Source organism: Rhizobium grahamii (genome assembly GCF_009498215.1).
In the GTDB taxonomy this organism is placed as follows: domain Bacteria; phylum Pseudomonadota; class Alphaproteobacteria; order Rhizobiales; family Rhizobiaceae; genus Rhizobium; species Rhizobium grahamii_A.
In genome coordinates, this window is record NZ_CP043499.1 from 266,623 (window position 1) to 282,223 (window position 15,601).

Consider the following 15,601-nt stretch of genomic DNA (forward strand, 5'->3'; position numbering starts at 1 on the left):
CTAAATATGACGCCGTAACTCATCTTTAGGGGTCCTTTCATGCTGCGTATTCGTTCTCTCTGCTTTGCTCCCGTCGCACTTGCTGCCATGCCGCTAGTTCTTAATGCCGCAGAGTTTCCAATCGGCGCGCCTCAGGTGGCGGGTGGTATGGAGGTGGCCGCGGTATACCTGCAGCCGATCGAGATGGACCCGCCCGGAATGATGCGACCGGCAGTAGAATCCGACGTTCATCTCGAAGCCGACATTCATGCCACGAGTGACAACGCGAACGGATTTGCAGAAGGAGACTGGGTTCCCAACCTTCACGTTGAATACAAGGTGAAAAACCTCGACAACGGCGCGGAGCAGGCCGGCGCTCTTGAACCGATGGTGGCGAGTGATGGGCCGCACTACGGTGACAATGTCAAGCTGTCGGGTCCCGGTCGCTATGCGGTCGAGATCACCGTGCATCCCGGTGGTCACGGCATGATGAGTTTTGGTCGACACGTCGACAAGGAAACCGGCGTTGCCCCTGGCCCGAGTCGTTTTCCCTCAACTATGACTTCGTTTTCGCGGGGGTTGGAAAGAAGGGGGGCTACTGATGAGCGCAGCCAAGCCACTGACCGTCCTGCCATTGCTTTTTGCTTGCCTGGCATCGCCGACGGTTGCTGAGGAAGAAGACCCCGTTTTCGCCGTGCATTTTAGCAACGGCGTGATATCTCCATCCATCCTTGAAGTCCCGGCAGATAAGCGGTTCAAGATCGAGCTATACAACGATGGCTCGACGCCAATTGAATTCGAGAGCATTCCTCTTCGAAAGGAAAAGGTACTTGCTCCGGGAGCGTCGAGCTTTCTCGTGTTTCGCTCGTTGCAAGCTGGCGATTACGCATTCTTCGACGATTTCCACCTAGACATGCCACCCGCCAGGCTCATCGCAAAATGACGTCTCAAACCCTTCTCGAATCGTTCAGGATCGCCACTGTCGTGTGGCGCGAATCCTTCGAAGCGCTGCTCGTTATCGCCATCCTACAAGCTTGGACAGTACACGAGAGCGTGGAGACCCGGCGGCGGGCTGCCAGATCGATCGCCGGCGGCGCGGCGGTCGGAATGCTGACCGCCGTCGGACTTGCCTTTTTGATGGGCGAAGCTTCCGACTTCCTCGACGGGGACCGCGAAGAAGTTCTTCAACTCATCCTAGCCGCGACGGCATCCGCGCTTATGCTCCGTATGGTCATCTGGATGCGAAGCTCTGCACGTCATGCTTCGAGTGACATGAAATCGCGGGCCGCAGGGCTTGGGAAGACCGGCAACTGGGCCGCACTCGGCCTACTCGCCGCACTTGCGGTCGCCAGAGAAGGTGCCGAGACTGTGGTCTTTCTTTTTGGAATGCTTTCCGGATCGGACTTGGGAAGCGCAGGTGTCGTCGCCGGATCCGGCACACTAGGGCTGGGGGCGGCGCTCATGACCCTGGTGGCGTTCCGATCTGGCGCCTCTTCCTTTTCCAAAAAGGCAGTTTTGACGTTCAGCCAGATTTTACTCTTGGCTTTGGGAAGCGGCCTGCTGATGGCCGCGTTGGACAAGGCAGTTTCACTTGATTTCATCTCGACGATGACTTCTCCCCTATGGGATACGAGTTGGTTCCTGGACGATGCCACCGGGCCTGGCGCGTTCATATCAGGACTAATCGGATACCGGGCTCGACCTGAACTTCTTCCCCTGCTTGCTTTGGGCGGCTATTGGACGACGGCGTTGCTGGCATATGCTTCGCCACTTGCTAATAAGGCTCTTGCATGAGCACGACGCAAAGTTTTGCTGGGAGGTTCGTCAGCGGGCTGGGTGACTTGCTTCTAAGGTACCAGTCCGGGATCCGCCGAATGCAGTGGATGATGATCGCGGCCTATGTTGCGCTACTTGTTGTCCCGCTAGCACTTCCGCTGCCTGGAGGCAGCGATTACATTTGGAACAACCTCGCGCGCTTTGTCCAGTTCGTGTTCTGGGGTGTCTGGTGGCCTTTTGTCATCTTGGGAACAGCTCTGGTTGGTAGGTTCTGGTGCGGGCTGCTCTGCCCTGAAGGAGCTCTTTCGGAATTCGCAAGCGAACGGGGAGCGGGCAGGGCGATACCAAGCTGGATGAAATGGTCCGGGTGGCCGGTGGTGGCTTTTATTTCCACAACTATCTATGGCCAGCTCACAAGTATCTACCAATATCCCAAACCAGCCGCGCTCTTACTCGGCGGATCGACTTTAGCGGCGATGGTCGTCGGCGCGCGCTATGGGAAAGCAAAACGCGTCTGGTGCAGGTTTCTATGCCCGGTAAGCGGAGTCTTCGGCACCGTGTCGAAAGTTGCCCCCTTGCATTTTCGGGTCGAGTCCGACGCCTGGAAACGCTCGTCGCCAGCGGAGGCCGCCGGCGTGAACTGCGCGCCCCTCATCCCAATCAAGACTATGCAGGGGAGTTCGGCCTGCCACATGTGTGGACGCTGCAGCGGGCATCGCGGCGCGATCCGGCTCGCATGGCGCAAGCCGGCGGCGGACATCGTGTTTGGATCCGGCCGAATGGCAGCTCGATGGGACACCATCCTCATCATACCGATACTTCTCGGGCTGGTCCCCGCAGCCCTTCACTGGACAGCCAGCGGAGCGTTCCAAGCCATGAGGACCTGGTTGGTCGAGCGGTGTGTGGAGCTGGGGTTGATGTGGCCGTTGTCGCTCCGGCTTCCTTGGTGGCTGCTGACAAACTATCCATCGGTCAACGACGTGATGAACGTAGTCGATGCCGTCAGTCTGTTAGCGTTTGTTGCTCTCGGAGCATTCACGTCGTCTGTCCTGTTCCTGCTCCCGCTCGTGGCGGCCACGACAATCCTCCGCCGGACGAGGAAAGTTGTCCATCACCTTGCCCAGGCAATGATTCCGCTCGCAACTTCATCGCTATTTTGTGGCCTTCTCGCGCTGACGACAAGCCAGCTCCGGTCTGACGGGATTAATCTGCCAGGCGTGGATGCTGCCCGTGGAGCGTTAGTAGTTGTTGCCGGGCTTTGGTCGGTGGGACTCTTTTTCAGGATTTCGAGCGTCTATTGCAGGTCTATCAACCGGCGCATTATAGCGACAGCACCTATTGCAATGGCTGTTGCCGCGTTCTCAGCAACTTGGCTATTCATGTTCTTGGGAGGCTGATTCACTCAGGGCAGCCGGAGCTTTCCGACTGATCTTCGCACTCCAGACTGGTTGCATCCCGTCGATTGAGCCGTGACCGGCTCCCGCAGCGCAACTCGCCGCGACTTTTTGATTTCGACTACGAAGGGCTTCTGCTTTTGCATGATCTCTCTCGGAAAATGAGACAGGTTTAGGCCGATGGCCGGGTGATGACGAATGCTGCACATGCGCTCAGTGCCGTGGAGACGGTGGCGAGCGCCAACGGGCCGGGATCGAGCCAGACGAGAACGCATAGACTGCATATCATCGCGACTACCGCGGAAACCTTTGCGCCTTGATTTATTGCCTTACGATCTCGCCAAGCTCTGACCGAAGGACCCAACGTCGGGTGAGCCACAAGCCAAGATTCAAACCTTGGCGACACACGGGCGAAAATGCCTGCAGAAAGCAGCAGGAAGGGGGTCGTCGGCAACAGCGGCAGGAACACTCCAACCACGCCGATGATGATCGAGGCCCAAGCAATCGTCAACCACAGCATGCGCATCGGAATCTCCATTCTCCCGTGGACTCTAAGACCTCACGGCATCCTCATCTTTGACGCTGATCAAAGACGACGACGCAGATCCGTTTAAAAAGTGGGTCATCACTTTTGATGGAGGTTGCAATGCTGCCCAGATTCGTCACCGCCTTTCTGAAATCGTCGGGCGATCAAGGCGTCGTGGTAATGGAACACGACGGCGCTCACCGGGTAGTCGTCGTCGATAGGGAGGCGCTTTGCGAGATTTCAAACCCGCCTCGGGCCGACGAGTCCCGTCTTCAACAAAGCATTGGTGCGATTTGCGAAATAGCGACGACAAAGATTCTCAAAGATGGTCGGTCTCCACACTCGCGGATCGCGGTTTCCGCGTCCGACGTCGCAGCGTGGAAGGTTGAACAGGCAAAGCTGCACTGAAAAATTCTCATCGGGACACGGAAGAGTCGGCGCAGGCTCAAGATCCACGCCCTATTTGATGCATTGGCGAAAATTCTTTTTTCCACGAGAAGGCCAGCAGCTTTCCCGGATTGACCTTCCGTACTATGGATGAGGCAATTACGCTGCGCGCTCCAGCAGATTACGATCTGTTCTCTCCGACAAGTGGCGAACAAGTATTCTTCGACACTTTCCGCCTTCACACCTAAAGACGTCAACGCTCACTCCTAGCCGAGCGAATTTGGCTGCCCTCGCGTGGTAGCGCCCGGCGGTACGACTCCCTGTTGGGTCAATAGTTACGAGTCCACTCAATCAAGCGCAGGTCGTCTCCATCCTGTATGACAGTTAGCCGCTTGAGGGTGGCTGCTTGCTTATCGCTAAACTGCACCTTGGTCCCATAGCGTTCGATTTTCCGACGCATGGTCCGATAGGAAGTTACGCTGCCATTCGGACGACCGACCGCTGCAAAGTACGTCATCGATACGGCTGCGAAAATATGCGATGTCGCTATCTGACAGCAAGCGCGGTCCCCCATTGCCTACTATCATACTGAGTATCACCTAAAACGCGATTGCATCAGCTTGCACAATTTTACCGGGTTTCCTGCTCTCTCGTTCACTCTCATGGTCATGCGCGATGGCGAAATACTGCGCCAACCGAAGTATTTCAGGGACAAAGAAAAACTGACAAGATCTTAAATGGCACATGTTGCCCGGAGCGGCCTTCTGGACAGACCGGAGTTAGCTTCTGGAGCCACGGTAAATTTTAGAGGCGTGATAGGGGCGCCGCCGCTCTCCGCATCAGTCGCGACTCAACAGGAAGAGGTTTAAACTTGACGCCCTAAAGTCGTGTAGTTGGGGCATTTGATGAAAACGATTGTGATTGTGGCTACGGCCATTTGCCTTTGCAGTGGCAATACGCTGGCTTGGGAGCGAAAAACAGTCGGCGAAGGAATCGAGAAAATGTGCGAAGCGCGATTTCTCGATGATTGGCCAAGCCAATCAGCCTGCATCAGCCTTCAATGGGAGGCGCTCAAAAGCATGAGCCCTCCGAACGTCGCGCATCCGGAACTGCAGACGCTTTATCAGCAATGCAAAGCAGAGAACTTGAAGTTCGACTTCGCGGCCATCCAGCTTTGCTATTCTGCGAAGGAAGCGGAGCTAGAAGCGAAGAAAAAGGCGACACAGGTCGATGAAGTAAAGAACAAAACGAAGGCCCAGGAGGATAGCTTCAAGAGACTGCCACTCGTCGCTACCTGCAGCGACGGTTCTATCGTAGTTCGCCAGAGGGAAGACGGCGGCTGGAATATTCTGGTGAAGGTCGGTGATGCACCGCCAGTAACCGGATTCGCCGGCGATTACGTCTACTCGTGGGGCAGCAGTTCCATCGAAGTTGATAAATGCATCAAACCAAAACAGTAAAACAGGTGTCGGATTTCCGTGCTGTTGCAATCGACTGTAACACTATAGGGAGGAAACACGAGCCGCCACACCTTCCGAAATTCTGCAATAAAGACGTCCCGATTGCATATGACCCGATCCCCGACGTCGTATCGTCTCTGTCGCGGTCATCATCGCCGTAGGCGTCAACACTGATGGTCGGCGCCAGGTGCTCGGCATGGAGATTGGCACTTCCGAGGCCGAGGCGATCCGGACCGAGTTTCTGCGAAAGCTGAACCGACGGGGCCTGCGCGGCGTCAAGCTCGTCGTTTCCGATGCGCATGAGGGCATCAAGGCCGCCGAATCGAAGGTGCTCTCCGCCACCTGGCAGAGGTGCAGAGTTCACTTCATGCGCAATGCGCTGGCCCATGCGGGAAAGAGCGGAAGGCGTGTCGTCTCCGCCTTCATCGCCACGGCCTTCGCCCAGGACACCCCGGAGGCGGCAAGCACCCAATGGCGCAATGTCGCTGACCAGATCAGGCCGAAGGTGCCAAAACTCGCCACGCTGATGGATAGTGCCGAACGGGATGTGCTCGCCTACATGACCTTTCCCAAGCAGCACTGGGCAAAGCTTCATTCGACAAATCCAATCGAACGTCTCAACGGCGAGATCAAGCAACGCACTGAGGTCGTCGGTATCTTCCCCAACGACGACGCCATCGTCAGGCTGGTCGGCGCATTGCTGCTGGAGCAGAATGACGAGTGGGCCGTTCAGCGATCCCGCTACATGACACTTGAAACAATCGCCACGATGAGCGATGATCCGCTCATCAGACTGCCTGCGCAAGCTAAATGATCCCCGGCTCTGTCCGGAAGGCACGGCGACCGCCGAAGCTACACCAATCCATGGGACACGATCCTCGACTTTCGCGATATCAAGTTCGAAGCTTCGGAACGGCTTATGGGGATTACGCTTCGTCCTACGCGAGACGGATCGGCTGGATCGTTGAAAGTTTGATTACTTGGCAACAAGCTACTGACCCCGTGGAGTGCGGTTAGAGGCGGCCCTCGGTGCGGTTGGTGTCCTAGACGACCGCGGTTTTTGGGAGGCGGCAAAAGGGCTCTTGTCTCGTAGCAGAAGCGTCATTCAAGGCATGGTCTGGGTGATCCAACGTCGCAGTGCTGAAGCAATTACAGGCCTCGGTACACCGCGGTGGGAACGCGAGCACCTGAACTCTCTACACGAGACGGGCAGATTGGAAGATTGGAATGAATGGGGCAGTTCACGTTCCTAATCGCGTGCCGAGTGCGTCGAAGGATCCGGAAAGCAGACGGTTCCGTCTGATCAAAGGATGTCAGAAAGAGTCATCTTCGCGAGATGACGGACATAGGCTGATGCTGCCTCGTCCTGTACCCGACGCCAGCCTACGAGGACCTCATCGCGAACATGACACGCCGGCTGGGAACCAAGCAAGGACTGGACCACGGCGCCGAGGTCGATCGCCTCGGGGGGCAATGCAAGTTTCAGGCCGCCACGTCTTCCCCTTAAGCTACAGAGGAAACCGCCTTTGACAAGCCGGTTAGCGGCCTTCGCCAGATGGGCATGAGAGGCGGCACAGCTCGCGGCCGTCTCACGAATTGTCACCTTGTCCGGAGCTCGAGCGGCTGCGAGCACCAAAAGTCGAATTCCGAGGTCCAACAGCACGGACATATCAATCAGTCCAGTTCGCCTTCCGCAAGCTTTAAGAGGCGCGGAGGGTCGGTTACGGTGAGCTTCTGTCGGCCACCCTCTACTATGCCTCTGGATTCCCAGGCGCTAAGGATGCGCGAAACTGTGTGAAGGGTTGTACCGGTCATCTCTGCGATGTCTTGTCGCGATATTGGAAAGTCGATCCGAATCCCCGCCTCGACGGCCTTTCCTGCCTGCTTCGATAGGCGCAAGACGGCATGAGCGACGCGCTTCTCCACCTCTTCCGTAGACATCTCGCGGATGCGAGTATGGGCTTCTTCGAGACGCTGGCCGATCGTCTGCATCGCAGTCATAGCCAATCGGGGGTTCTGCTCGACAAACCGGGACCACATTTCCGTGGGCCAGCCGATGACCAGGCTTTCGGCCGCCGCTCGGGCGGTGCCGGGGTAGTCATTGCGGCGCAGAGCCATCGCAAAGCCGAAGAGGTCGCCAGGATGAACCATCCGCACGATAATTTGCTGTCCGTCGTGGGTCACCTGCGTGACCTTAAGCCTTCCATGAATGAGCAGAAAGAACGACTTGGCATTTCCGCCCTGTTCGAAGACTGCGTCGCCTTGAGCGACCCTGCGAGGCGTTGCGTGTTCGAGCATCGAATCCAGATCGGGATCAGTCATGCGCTCGAACAGCGGCAGCGACTTCAGGACTGCGCGATCAACCTTCATTGGTGCCTGTCTCCATGTGCGCCTGTTTCGGCCGGGCGATAAGATCGGCCGCGGCTCTTCTTGCGAAGTCCGTGACGCCTTCGATGAGCGTCGGCTGACGGACAAGCCTGAATCCCAGATTATCCGGTGGCGCCCCCACCGAGCATCCGCCTCCTTTGGGGTTGCGAACGAAACTGCTCATTGGCGCGCGGTGCTTTCCGGAAGCAATGAAGATGCCGCAGTCCAAACTTGACGGCTTTTCTTTAGCCTTACCTTGATCAAGATCAACACGAGTGTTGCACGTCGACGTCCACTCCCAAATATTTCCGCCAAAATCCACAAGCCCGGTCTTGCTGACGCCAAACGAGCCTTGCGGCTGAGGGCGAGGGTTCACCGACGCGGCTCGACGTGCTTCTCGTTCGTAGTCGGCGAGCCATCGCACCGCCGGGTTCTTCTCGTCGTCGGCAACTCCCAGAGCGTCGTCTGGGAAGCGGTCGTCGGCAGCATTTGCGAGCTCGAAGTCAGTGGGCAACCTCCAGGTTCGCCCCGTTCGCTTCGACAGCCAGACGGCATAGCGAACTGCGTCATCATAGCTTACTCCCGTTAGAGGCATTTCAGCCGTCGCTCCACCCTCTGGCTCGTCCGCGGGGATGCATTCTCCCTCTTCCACGCAACGACGGTATTCGCTCCGAGTTGTTTGGAATTTCATGATCTGCAGAGGCGTTCGGACGTCGACTTTGGTGAGAGGCGCGTCCACTGCCAGACCCTTGCGAAAGTACTCTGCCGAGTCCCGATATGCGAACGTCCTCGGTGCCACCACAACCGACTCTGGCTCTTCAAGCTTCGGAGCCGCGTTCTCGAAGGGGACTGATCCTGTCTCGACCGCGACCGCTGCCGACAGGGCCACGAGCAGCGCCAGTGGGATGGCGATCGAAACACCCGAAATCTTCTCAGTTCCAGTCTTGCCAATCATGGCTCAAACGCAGAGCGCGCCTCTTGTCAAAAACAGGTTGGTGCGCGGTTATTACCGCGCACTGCACCACTGAATGTTAAGCTCCCGAAGGCGCTTTGACCGACGTCATGAGGTCGTCGTTCCAATCGCCGGTGACCTTGAAGTGGGCCGCCGCACCGAGCTCGAATGCCTCGATCAAGTTATGATTGACGTAGGCGTAGATGCCGGGTTGCGCGAAGGTGTACACGGCAGCACCCGCCGTTCCCCCCGGAATGAACCAAGTTTCCTGGTCTACGTCTGGAACGTTTGCGAATTTCCCGGTCGCCCAAACGTATTCACCATGGCCGCCAATCAGATGGGGTCGGGTATCGCGGTTAGCCTGCGAGTGGATAATCAGCACAGTTTCGCCGACCTTGGCGGTCATTGCGTTTTCCCCGGTCAGGGCGCCGACCGCACCGTTGAAGACGATGTGCGTGGGGACGAGCTTCTTCATGACCTCGACTGTGTCCGCATATGCCTCGCCGGGGCTGTCGTACTTTTTGAAGTTACCCTTCTCGTCGCGAGGGATATAAAAATCCTGTTCGCCGACGTAGTAGACCTTGTCGTACACGATCGGCTTGCCGTGGCCATCTGTCAGGCCTTCACGAGGCAGTACCATGATCGCGCCGTTCATGCCCGAGGTAACGTGCCATGGCACCATTCCGGGAGGTGCGCAGTGATAAACGAAAACCCCTGCCTTCGTCGCCTTAAAGCGGAGTACTGTGCTTTCGCCTGGGTTGACAACTGTCAGCGCGCCGCCGCCAAGGCCGCCGGTGGCAGCATGGAAGTCGATGTTGTGCTGCATGGTGTTTGTTTCGGGATTGACGAGGGTCAGCTCGACGTAATCGTCTTGGTGGACGACCATCAGTGGGCCGGGGACCGATCCGTCAAAAGTCATGGCGTTGACCTCGGTTCCCTCCTTGTCCAGCACCATCTTCTGTTCCTTGATGGTTAGCGTGAACTCCTTGATCTTGGGGCCGCCCTTGGCCTTTTGATCATGAATGTGGACGAATGGCGGTTTCACAAGCTCGACCTTCTCGCGAGGGAGCTTCGAAATATCGACCGGCGCGCTCTTGCCGCCTTGTGGAGTGGCATGCTCATCTTCCGCGTGAGCAGTGCCGGCCACCAGGATGGGCGTAAGAGCACCTGCGACGGCCGCACCCGTCAGCATTGTACGCCGGGTCATCTGAAGAGTATTGTTCATTTCCCTATCTCCTATAGTCGAAGAGCGAGCGAACCCCGCCCGGTCGAAGAAGAGAGTAGTAAAACCGGGCGGGAACTCTTTGAGTTGGAGCAAACTTGCTGTTTGCTGCAGCGCAAAGTGACCGGAAGGCTGTTTGCGTAATGTCAACGACCTGTGCTGCAAAGAACGGCATTTGTGCATGATCAACTTCGGAGACACGATCATGCAGAACAAAAAGAATGACAGCGCCAACGCTCCCCGCGGAATGTCTCGTGAAGGCCTCGTCATCTTCTCTTACGGCTTCAGGCCGTTCTTTCTGGCAGCCGCGATTTGGGCGATCGTCAGCATCGACATATGGGCCGCCTTCCTGACTCTTGGACTTCCGGTGGCGACAGAGTATGGGACGCTCTACTGGCATGCCCATGAAATGCTGTTTGGCTTCGCGCCTGCGATCCTGGCCGGCTTTCTCCTGACCGCCATTCCCAACTGGACTGGTAGGCTGCCTATCGCTGGCAGGCCGCTCATGTGTCTGTTTGCGCTTTGGTCTGCTGGCCGAATCGCGATGCTTTCATCCGGAGTGATCGGGGTCGCGCCAGCCGCGGCGATCGATGCGCTCTTTCTGCCTGTCATGCTTGTCTTGTGCGCCCGAGAAGTGGTGGCGGGTAAGAAATGGAAAGACCTCAAAGTCATCGCGGGACTTGCCGTACTTTCGGCTGCCAACCTCCTGTTTCACGTTCAAGCTATCGCCGGCAATGGCCCGGACGTCTCGATCCGGCTCGGGCTGGGCGCCTACATCCTGCTAGTCACGATAGTGGGCGGTCGAATCCTTCCCAGTTTCACTCGGAACTGGATAAACCAATTCGGTCGAACAGATTTTCCTGTTCCCTATAATCGCTTTGACTCTGCGAGCATCATCGTTGGGGCTCTCTCGCTTGCAATCTGGTCGCTCGCACCAGATTCAATGGTAAGCGGCGCGCTTGGCTTGCTAGCTGCCGGCCTTAACGTGGCGCGTCTTGTCCGTTGGCGCGGTTGGGTTACGTCGCCCGAGCCAATCGTCTTCATCCTGCACGCCGCGTTTGCGTTTGTCCCACTTGGCTTTGCCGCGATCGCCCTTCAGGCGTTGGGACTGCCGGAGCTTGCGGTCATTCATGTCTTCGCGATCGGCGGCGTGTCGTTGATGATGCTGGCGGTGATGACGCGCGCAAGCCGTGGTCACACGGGACGAAAGCTGAAGTCAGGTTTGACAACAAACCTTTCCTACGTCTTGCTCGCATTGGTCGCTCTCATAAGGCCTGTTGCCGAACTTTTTCCGAACTACAGCAGCGTTATTGTGCTGCTCGCGGCAGTCGGTTGGACCGCGGCCTTCGCGCTTTTCGTGTACGAGCATGCCGGGATGCTCTGCATCGGGCGGAAACCACTGACGATCCGCGGAAGCTAATCTGGAGCGTTCACGGTCGTAAATCTAGGCCATTCCCCCTTTTCTGACTCTCGCAAGTTCCGCATCGACTGTGCATCGTCGTTAGTACCGTGTTCGCTGAGGCCATTCGCGATCCAGGCACAGGGCCACGATCAAAGACGCAACGCTCGAACCGTAGCTCGATGGCTGGACGTAACAGAGAAAGGATCACAGTTCTCGAGACAGTCGAAGCGCAGCGATACAAGCGCGAGACATTCTGGGAAACGTCGGGGAAACCGGATGACCAACATTCAGACTGGAGCCACGCTGGGGACCCAAGGGCTTTCCAGCCGTCCAAGATCTCAGTGCGTTTGCTAAACCGAGGAAATCGTCGTGGTCATGGATGATCGTGACGGGCGCGACGCTGTAAGAGCTGTTCGAGCCGGTATAGCATTAATGGGCACGAGCACGTTCATCCGTGGATGGAAGAGGACTTTGGCATCGAACCAGCGGCGAAAGCCCGGCAGGTTGTACGCACGGCAACGGCGAAACACCGCACCAAAGGTGAGAAATTTCATCGGCCTCGAAGTACAAGGATGTTTGGTGGTGGTTGCCCAATTTCGCCTTTTTTCGTCTTGACGTCTGCATTGACACCTTGTTCGGCACAGCGTGTGGTAACGAAAAAGGGGCGCCTTTCAATACCTCCGAGCGAGATCAGCAACGGTATCCGCGCCATATGCCGCTCGGATCGCCCATTACGCCAGCAAGGCGCGGACTGCAGACCGAAGCAAAACTGGCAAAATTTACAGCTTATAAAGAGTTGGAAGAGTCATCATACGACTCTTCCAACACAGGGGACTCTTCGAGTTCGATAGGCAGCCTCATTCCTGACGAATTCGGCCGCGTCTTTTTGAGACTTTCACTCGCGTCATGCAGCCTGTCCGGCAACGATTTTGTCCACATCGGCGATGAGGTCGTCGATGTCCTCATAATCTCCGTCCGCGATCTGATCGCGGCCGCGAACCGCCGCCAACACATCCGCCCCTTCGTTTAGGAGATACGTCTTCAGGGCGCGAACGATGATGTAGTTTCTTGATCGATCGGTAGCTTCAGCGATAGCCTCAATGCTCGCAACGACATCCGAAGGGACAGGGAGAGTTACAGATTCCGATCCATGCGACTTGGTCATAGAACTTCTCCAATTCGGCAAACTGCAAGACAATGTAAGACAAATCGGTTGGCTGGTCACCTCATCTGAGCCCGCTGTAGATCGACGCCACAAACCTGATTCGCATCCACCACCCAGACTGGATAGGCCGCAGGTCGTGGGATCGAGAGCCGGTTACAGTTCCGCCATCGGCAGAATTCCGCCCGCCGCAAACCCGAATACGCACTACTTAATAGCGCAGAACGCCATACGCTCGGTGATCCTGGTTCCGTCTTCCGCAACGACGGCAATCCAAGAGCGATTGCCGATTCGGACGGTGAGCCGTGTTTTCCCTGCATCCGCGCCTTCGCCTCGTTCTATCACGCTGCGAACGAGCCCCTGCTGCATCTGACGGCGGAGGATTTCGGTCGCGACACCGAACCGACCGGCTAGAAAGTCGGCATCTAATGTGAAATCTTTGATGTCAATTTGATCGGCCATCATCTGCTCCTCACTTAGCGACGGAGCCTAAAGAAAACAGCTCCGCCATTTCGGGTGACCATACAGGCTCATAGACGAGTTCCACAGTTGACCGCGGAACCCCTTCTAGCGACTCTACGCGCGTCTTCACCGCATCTGCGAGAAAGGCCGAGGCGGGACAGAAGCGGGTTGTCGTTGTCATCTTGACGCTGACCGCGCGATCCTTGTCGATGGTGACGTCGTAAATCAAGCCTAGATCTACGATGTTCGTTCCGATCTCGGGGTCTTCTATGTCCCGCAAGGCATCGAGTACTATGTCGGATGTTAACTCAGGTTTTGGCATTGGTTCCCTCCAGCGGCGTGCAACGGATCATGATGCGGTAGACCTTTCCCGTCTCGTCGAAGTTGCCGATCCATTCATGACCACGCTCTTTCAGTTCATTGAAGAGAAAAACGGGCTCTCTGTTGAGCAACGCAAACATCACTTCGCCGCTGTCCATCATTTCGAGCCTCGCGAGTATTCGCTCCATCGGCTCGGGGGCGGAAGGTCGGTGAGATCCATATTCCAGACAGGATCAGGCCACAGCGCATCGGGTGCAGACGCCTCTTCGGCAGCGTCCTTTGGGACAAAATCTATCTCCCAATAGTCGTCAGCAATGCGTCGGGCTGTATGATCGAAGCCGCGGTCCGTGAGCTGGCGTATTAGCGGCCGTGGCTCGAAGATCGCATGGAGACGAACGCCTTCGCCAGGCTGCAGGCTGGCAAACGTATCCATGATCAGTTGGAAGGGCATGCCTCCGTCGCGGAGTATCTGTCGTACATCGAGTTCACGAAGCTGAACCATTGGCATCACCTCTGTGGTTGCCGGCGAAGAAAAAGGCCGGGTGTTTGAATGGACTTTTCTTTGTATCCGCATCGACGCACGCCAACGCACGGGAAAGTGCGAGTTCCACGGCGATGGCACCCGTCGAAAGGGTTTGCGCCAAGACGGCGACGCGGAAGGCACCGTCTTGAGAGAAGAGTATCGCAGCAGCCGCCACGACCACGGCGCTGTAAAATATTGTAAACCAGACCGAAGCGCGACCGCCGTGGACAAGATCTGCCAGCTTCGGTGTCGGACGACGTCCAAGAAGCGGCCCGAACGCCTCGATCCATGTCAGAAAAGGGACGATCTTCAAAAGCTGGGCCAGGCCGAGCCCGGTCAGCCATCCAAAGACGAACAGGTAGGTCAGCGAGACGAATATCCTCTCATCGGCGCCTGCAAGCATGGCTACGGGGAAGAAGGCGGCACTGACGCCGAATATGGCGAAGGCAGGGAGCGACCAGTAAGTGTTCACTTCGAGCACCTTCCTCCGCCGGGTCCTGTAGGCATGCACCAGCTCGACAACGTACGCCCCGCCTGCCAGCAGAAAGAACGCCGCGGCGAGCAATCCGAGGATGCGAGCGAAGGTTTCGTCGACGGTCAGCGCGCACGCGGATAGGGCAAGAAGACCGACGACAGCAATGCAACTACGAAGGAGTGTTCTCGAATGTTTCATGTCATCCGAAAGCAAGAACATTGGAAGCAGCTTGTAGCTGACTCCAACAGCGGCGAAGGTCATCCATCCAACCAAGCCGAAACCGGCATGTAGTGGGACTGCCGCAACGACGAATTTCACAACGGTAGGCACGCTTACAACACCCGGAAGGACGATTGCGAACAGCGCGCCCAAACCTACTGTGGCGACGAGACTTGCGATTCCGAGCAGGACGTATGGCGACGCCTCGTGAGCATAGCGCCCGCGCCAGAGCAAAGAAAAAAGCATCGCCGCGATCGACAGGATCGAGGCTACAAGTACCGCGGCCGCAACCGTCATCGTCGGCCCCGCATACGACGAGCCGGCATCGATCAGGCCGAAGCCAGAAAGCAGTAGGACCAAACCTAGCACGATGCTGAAAAGCACCATCAGGCCAAGATTGCCTTTAGGAAGCTCAAGGCCCGTCAAGACAGGTCCGAATTGCAAAAGTGCGCCAATCATCAGCAACAAGAGCCAGCCGATGGTGGTTGAATGCACGATGATGAGAGCACAGGGTTCTGTAACGCCGAAAGACGGCGCCCAGCCCCCTGCCGCAAGCAGTCCTTCTGCAAGCAGCAGAAAGAAGAGCGCCGCTGCGAAGTAGGACATCGTCCACCGCGACAGGCTCGTCCCCATGGGCATCATCGTGCTTCTCCTATCCTAGTGACTGCCGCAGCAGCAGTCGCATCCGGCGTCGAGGCGAATAATTTCGACTCGCCAAACGTCCGGCCCCTGCTCGAGATACTCCCAGGAAAATTTGCCAGGTAATGCAGTCTCGAGCTGGTATTGAAGCGGCCGCGGTTCGTGATCGCTCGTAATGTGCAGCATGTCACCCGGCGTCAGGGTGTGGAGCGTGCCAAAGATCCGGGGGTGACGTTCGCTTGGAGGTAGGATGCGAACGTCGATGTGGGGGATTCCGGCAGATTGGTTCAAGTTCTCGGACATGAAACTGAAATTCCTTTTGATCGCCGCTTGAA

Annotated in this window: 15 protein-coding genes and 3 pseudogenes; 7 read left to right on the forward strand and 11 right to left on the reverse strand. The window is 57.1% G+C overall.

All coding sequences use genetic code 11. From position 1 onward, the window contains the following. The first annotated feature begins 39 nt into the window (after positions 1-39). The 4 genes and pseudogenes from FZ934_RS20130 (at position 40) to FZ934_RS20145 (ending at position 3,152) form a co-directional block, all read left to right on the forward strand. A pseudogene (locus tag FZ934_RS20130) lies at positions 40-581 on the forward strand (iron transporter). Beyond that, the gene (locus FZ934_RS20135; protein WP_153272702.1) at positions 581-922 is read left to right on the forward strand and encodes a cupredoxin domain-containing protein; all 342 of its coding nucleotides are present in this window, start codon (positions 581-583) and stop codon (positions 920-922) included. The pseudogene FZ934_RS20130 and the gene FZ934_RS20135 overlap by 1 nt, the downstream one beginning before the upstream one ends. Continuing rightward, entirely contained in the window at positions 919-1,773 is an 855-nt protein-coding gene (locus tag FZ934_RS20140) for an FTR1 family iron permease (protein ID WP_153272703.1), read from the forward strand. The genes FZ934_RS20135 and FZ934_RS20140 overlap by 4 nt, the downstream gene beginning before the upstream one ends. Positions 1,774-1,853: 80 nt before the next feature. Beyond that, positions 1,854-3,152: a 4Fe-4S binding protein gene (locus FZ934_RS20145; RefSeq protein WP_246737986.1), complete on the forward strand. Its 1,299-nt coding sequence runs from the start codon at positions 1,854-1,856 to the stop codon at positions 3,150-3,152. Between the two features lie 169 nt (positions 3,153-3,321). Here FZ934_RS20145 and FZ934_RS20150 read toward each other — a convergent pair whose 3' ends face one another. After that, positions 3,322-3,675, reverse strand: a complete 354-nt coding sequence (locus FZ934_RS20150) for a YbaN family protein (protein WP_153272705.1) — start codon at positions 3,673-3,675, stop codon at positions 3,322-3,324. A 1,292-nt stretch (positions 3,676-4,967) separates the two neighbouring features. Between FZ934_RS20150 and FZ934_RS20155 the strand changes: the two genes are divergently transcribed. Then, on the forward strand, positions 4,968-5,522 hold the full coding sequence (locus FZ934_RS20155; RefSeq protein WP_153272706.1) for a hypothetical protein: 555 nt from the start codon (positions 4,968-4,970) through the stop codon (positions 5,520-5,522). A 127-nt stretch (positions 5,523-5,649) separates the two neighbouring features. Continuing rightward, positions 5,650-6,336: pseudogene (locus FZ934_RS20160) on the forward strand (IS256 family transposase); the annotation flags it as partial. Positions 6,337-6,825: 489 nt separating this feature from the next. Here the strand turns inward: FZ934_RS20160 and FZ934_RS20165 are convergent. From FZ934_RS20165 to nirK, 4 genes are all read right to left on the reverse strand, one after another. Then, a complete protein-coding gene (locus FZ934_RS20165) occupies positions 6,826-7,191 on the reverse strand; it encodes an Rrf2 family transcriptional regulator (RefSeq protein ID WP_153272707.1) in 366 nt (121 codons plus the stop codon). Between the two features lie 5 nt (positions 7,192-7,196). Next, complete coding sequence (locus tag FZ934_RS20170) at positions 7,197-7,892, reverse strand: Crp/Fnr family transcriptional regulator (RefSeq protein WP_153272708.1); 696 nt, start codon at positions 7,890-7,892, stop codon at positions 7,197-7,199. Continuing rightward, positions 7,882-8,844: an SUMF1/EgtB/PvdO family nonheme iron enzyme gene (locus FZ934_RS20175; RefSeq protein ID WP_153272709.1), complete on the reverse strand. Its 963-nt coding sequence runs from the start codon at positions 8,842-8,844 to the stop codon at positions 7,882-7,884. The genes FZ934_RS20170 and FZ934_RS20175 overlap by 11 nt, the downstream gene beginning before the upstream one ends. 76 nt (positions 8,845-8,920) lie before the next feature. Beyond that, on the reverse strand, positions 8,921-10,066 hold the full coding sequence (nirK, locus tag FZ934_RS20180) for a copper-containing nitrite reductase (protein WP_153272710.1): 1,146 nt from the start codon (positions 10,064-10,066) through the stop codon (positions 8,921-8,923). A 202-nt stretch (positions 10,067-10,268) separates the two neighbouring features. Here nirK and FZ934_RS20185 point away from each other — a divergent pair, with 202 nt between their 5' ends. Then, positions 10,269-11,483, forward strand: coding sequence for an NnrS family protein (locus tag FZ934_RS20185; RefSeq protein ID WP_153272711.1), 1,215 nt, complete (start codon positions 10,269-10,271; stop codon positions 11,481-11,483). A gap of 886 nt (positions 11,484-12,369) precedes the next feature. Here the strand turns inward: FZ934_RS20185 and FZ934_RS20190 are convergent. The 6 genes and pseudogenes from FZ934_RS20190 to FZ934_RS20215 form a co-directional block, all read right to left on the reverse strand. Continuing rightward, the gene (locus tag FZ934_RS20190; RefSeq protein WP_153272712.1) at positions 12,370-12,630 is read right to left on the reverse strand and encodes a ribbon-helix-helix protein, CopG family; all 261 of its coding nucleotides are present in this window, start codon (positions 12,628-12,630) and stop codon (positions 12,370-12,372) included. Positions 12,631-12,834: 204 nt separating this feature from the next. Next, a complete protein-coding gene (locus tag FZ934_RS20195; RefSeq protein ID WP_194273853.1) occupies positions 12,835-13,089 on the reverse strand; it encodes a DUF6522 family protein in 255 nt (84 codons plus the stop codon). Positions 13,090-13,099: 10 nt separating this feature from the next. Continuing rightward, complete coding sequence (locus FZ934_RS20200) at positions 13,100-13,411, reverse strand: metal-sulfur cluster assembly factor (RefSeq protein WP_153272714.1); 312 nt, start codon at positions 13,409-13,411, stop codon at positions 13,100-13,102. Further along, positions 13,398-13,912 (reverse strand): annotated as a pseudogene (locus tag FZ934_RS20205) (DUF2249 domain-containing protein). The gene FZ934_RS20200 and the pseudogene FZ934_RS20205 overlap by 14 nt, the downstream one beginning before the upstream one ends. Next, the gene (locus tag FZ934_RS20210; RefSeq protein ID WP_246738034.1) at positions 13,896-15,086 is read right to left on the reverse strand and encodes a hypothetical protein; all 1,191 of its coding nucleotides are present in this window, start codon (positions 15,084-15,086) and stop codon (positions 13,896-13,898) included. Before FZ934_RS20210 ends, FZ934_RS20205 begins: the two are co-directional and overlap by 17 nt. A gap of 198 nt (positions 15,087-15,284) precedes the next feature. Then, entirely contained in the window at positions 15,285-15,569 is a 285-nt protein-coding gene (locus tag FZ934_RS20215) for a DUF2249 domain-containing protein (RefSeq protein ID WP_153273957.1), read from the reverse strand. Between the last annotated feature and the right edge of the window lie 32 nt (positions 15,570-15,601).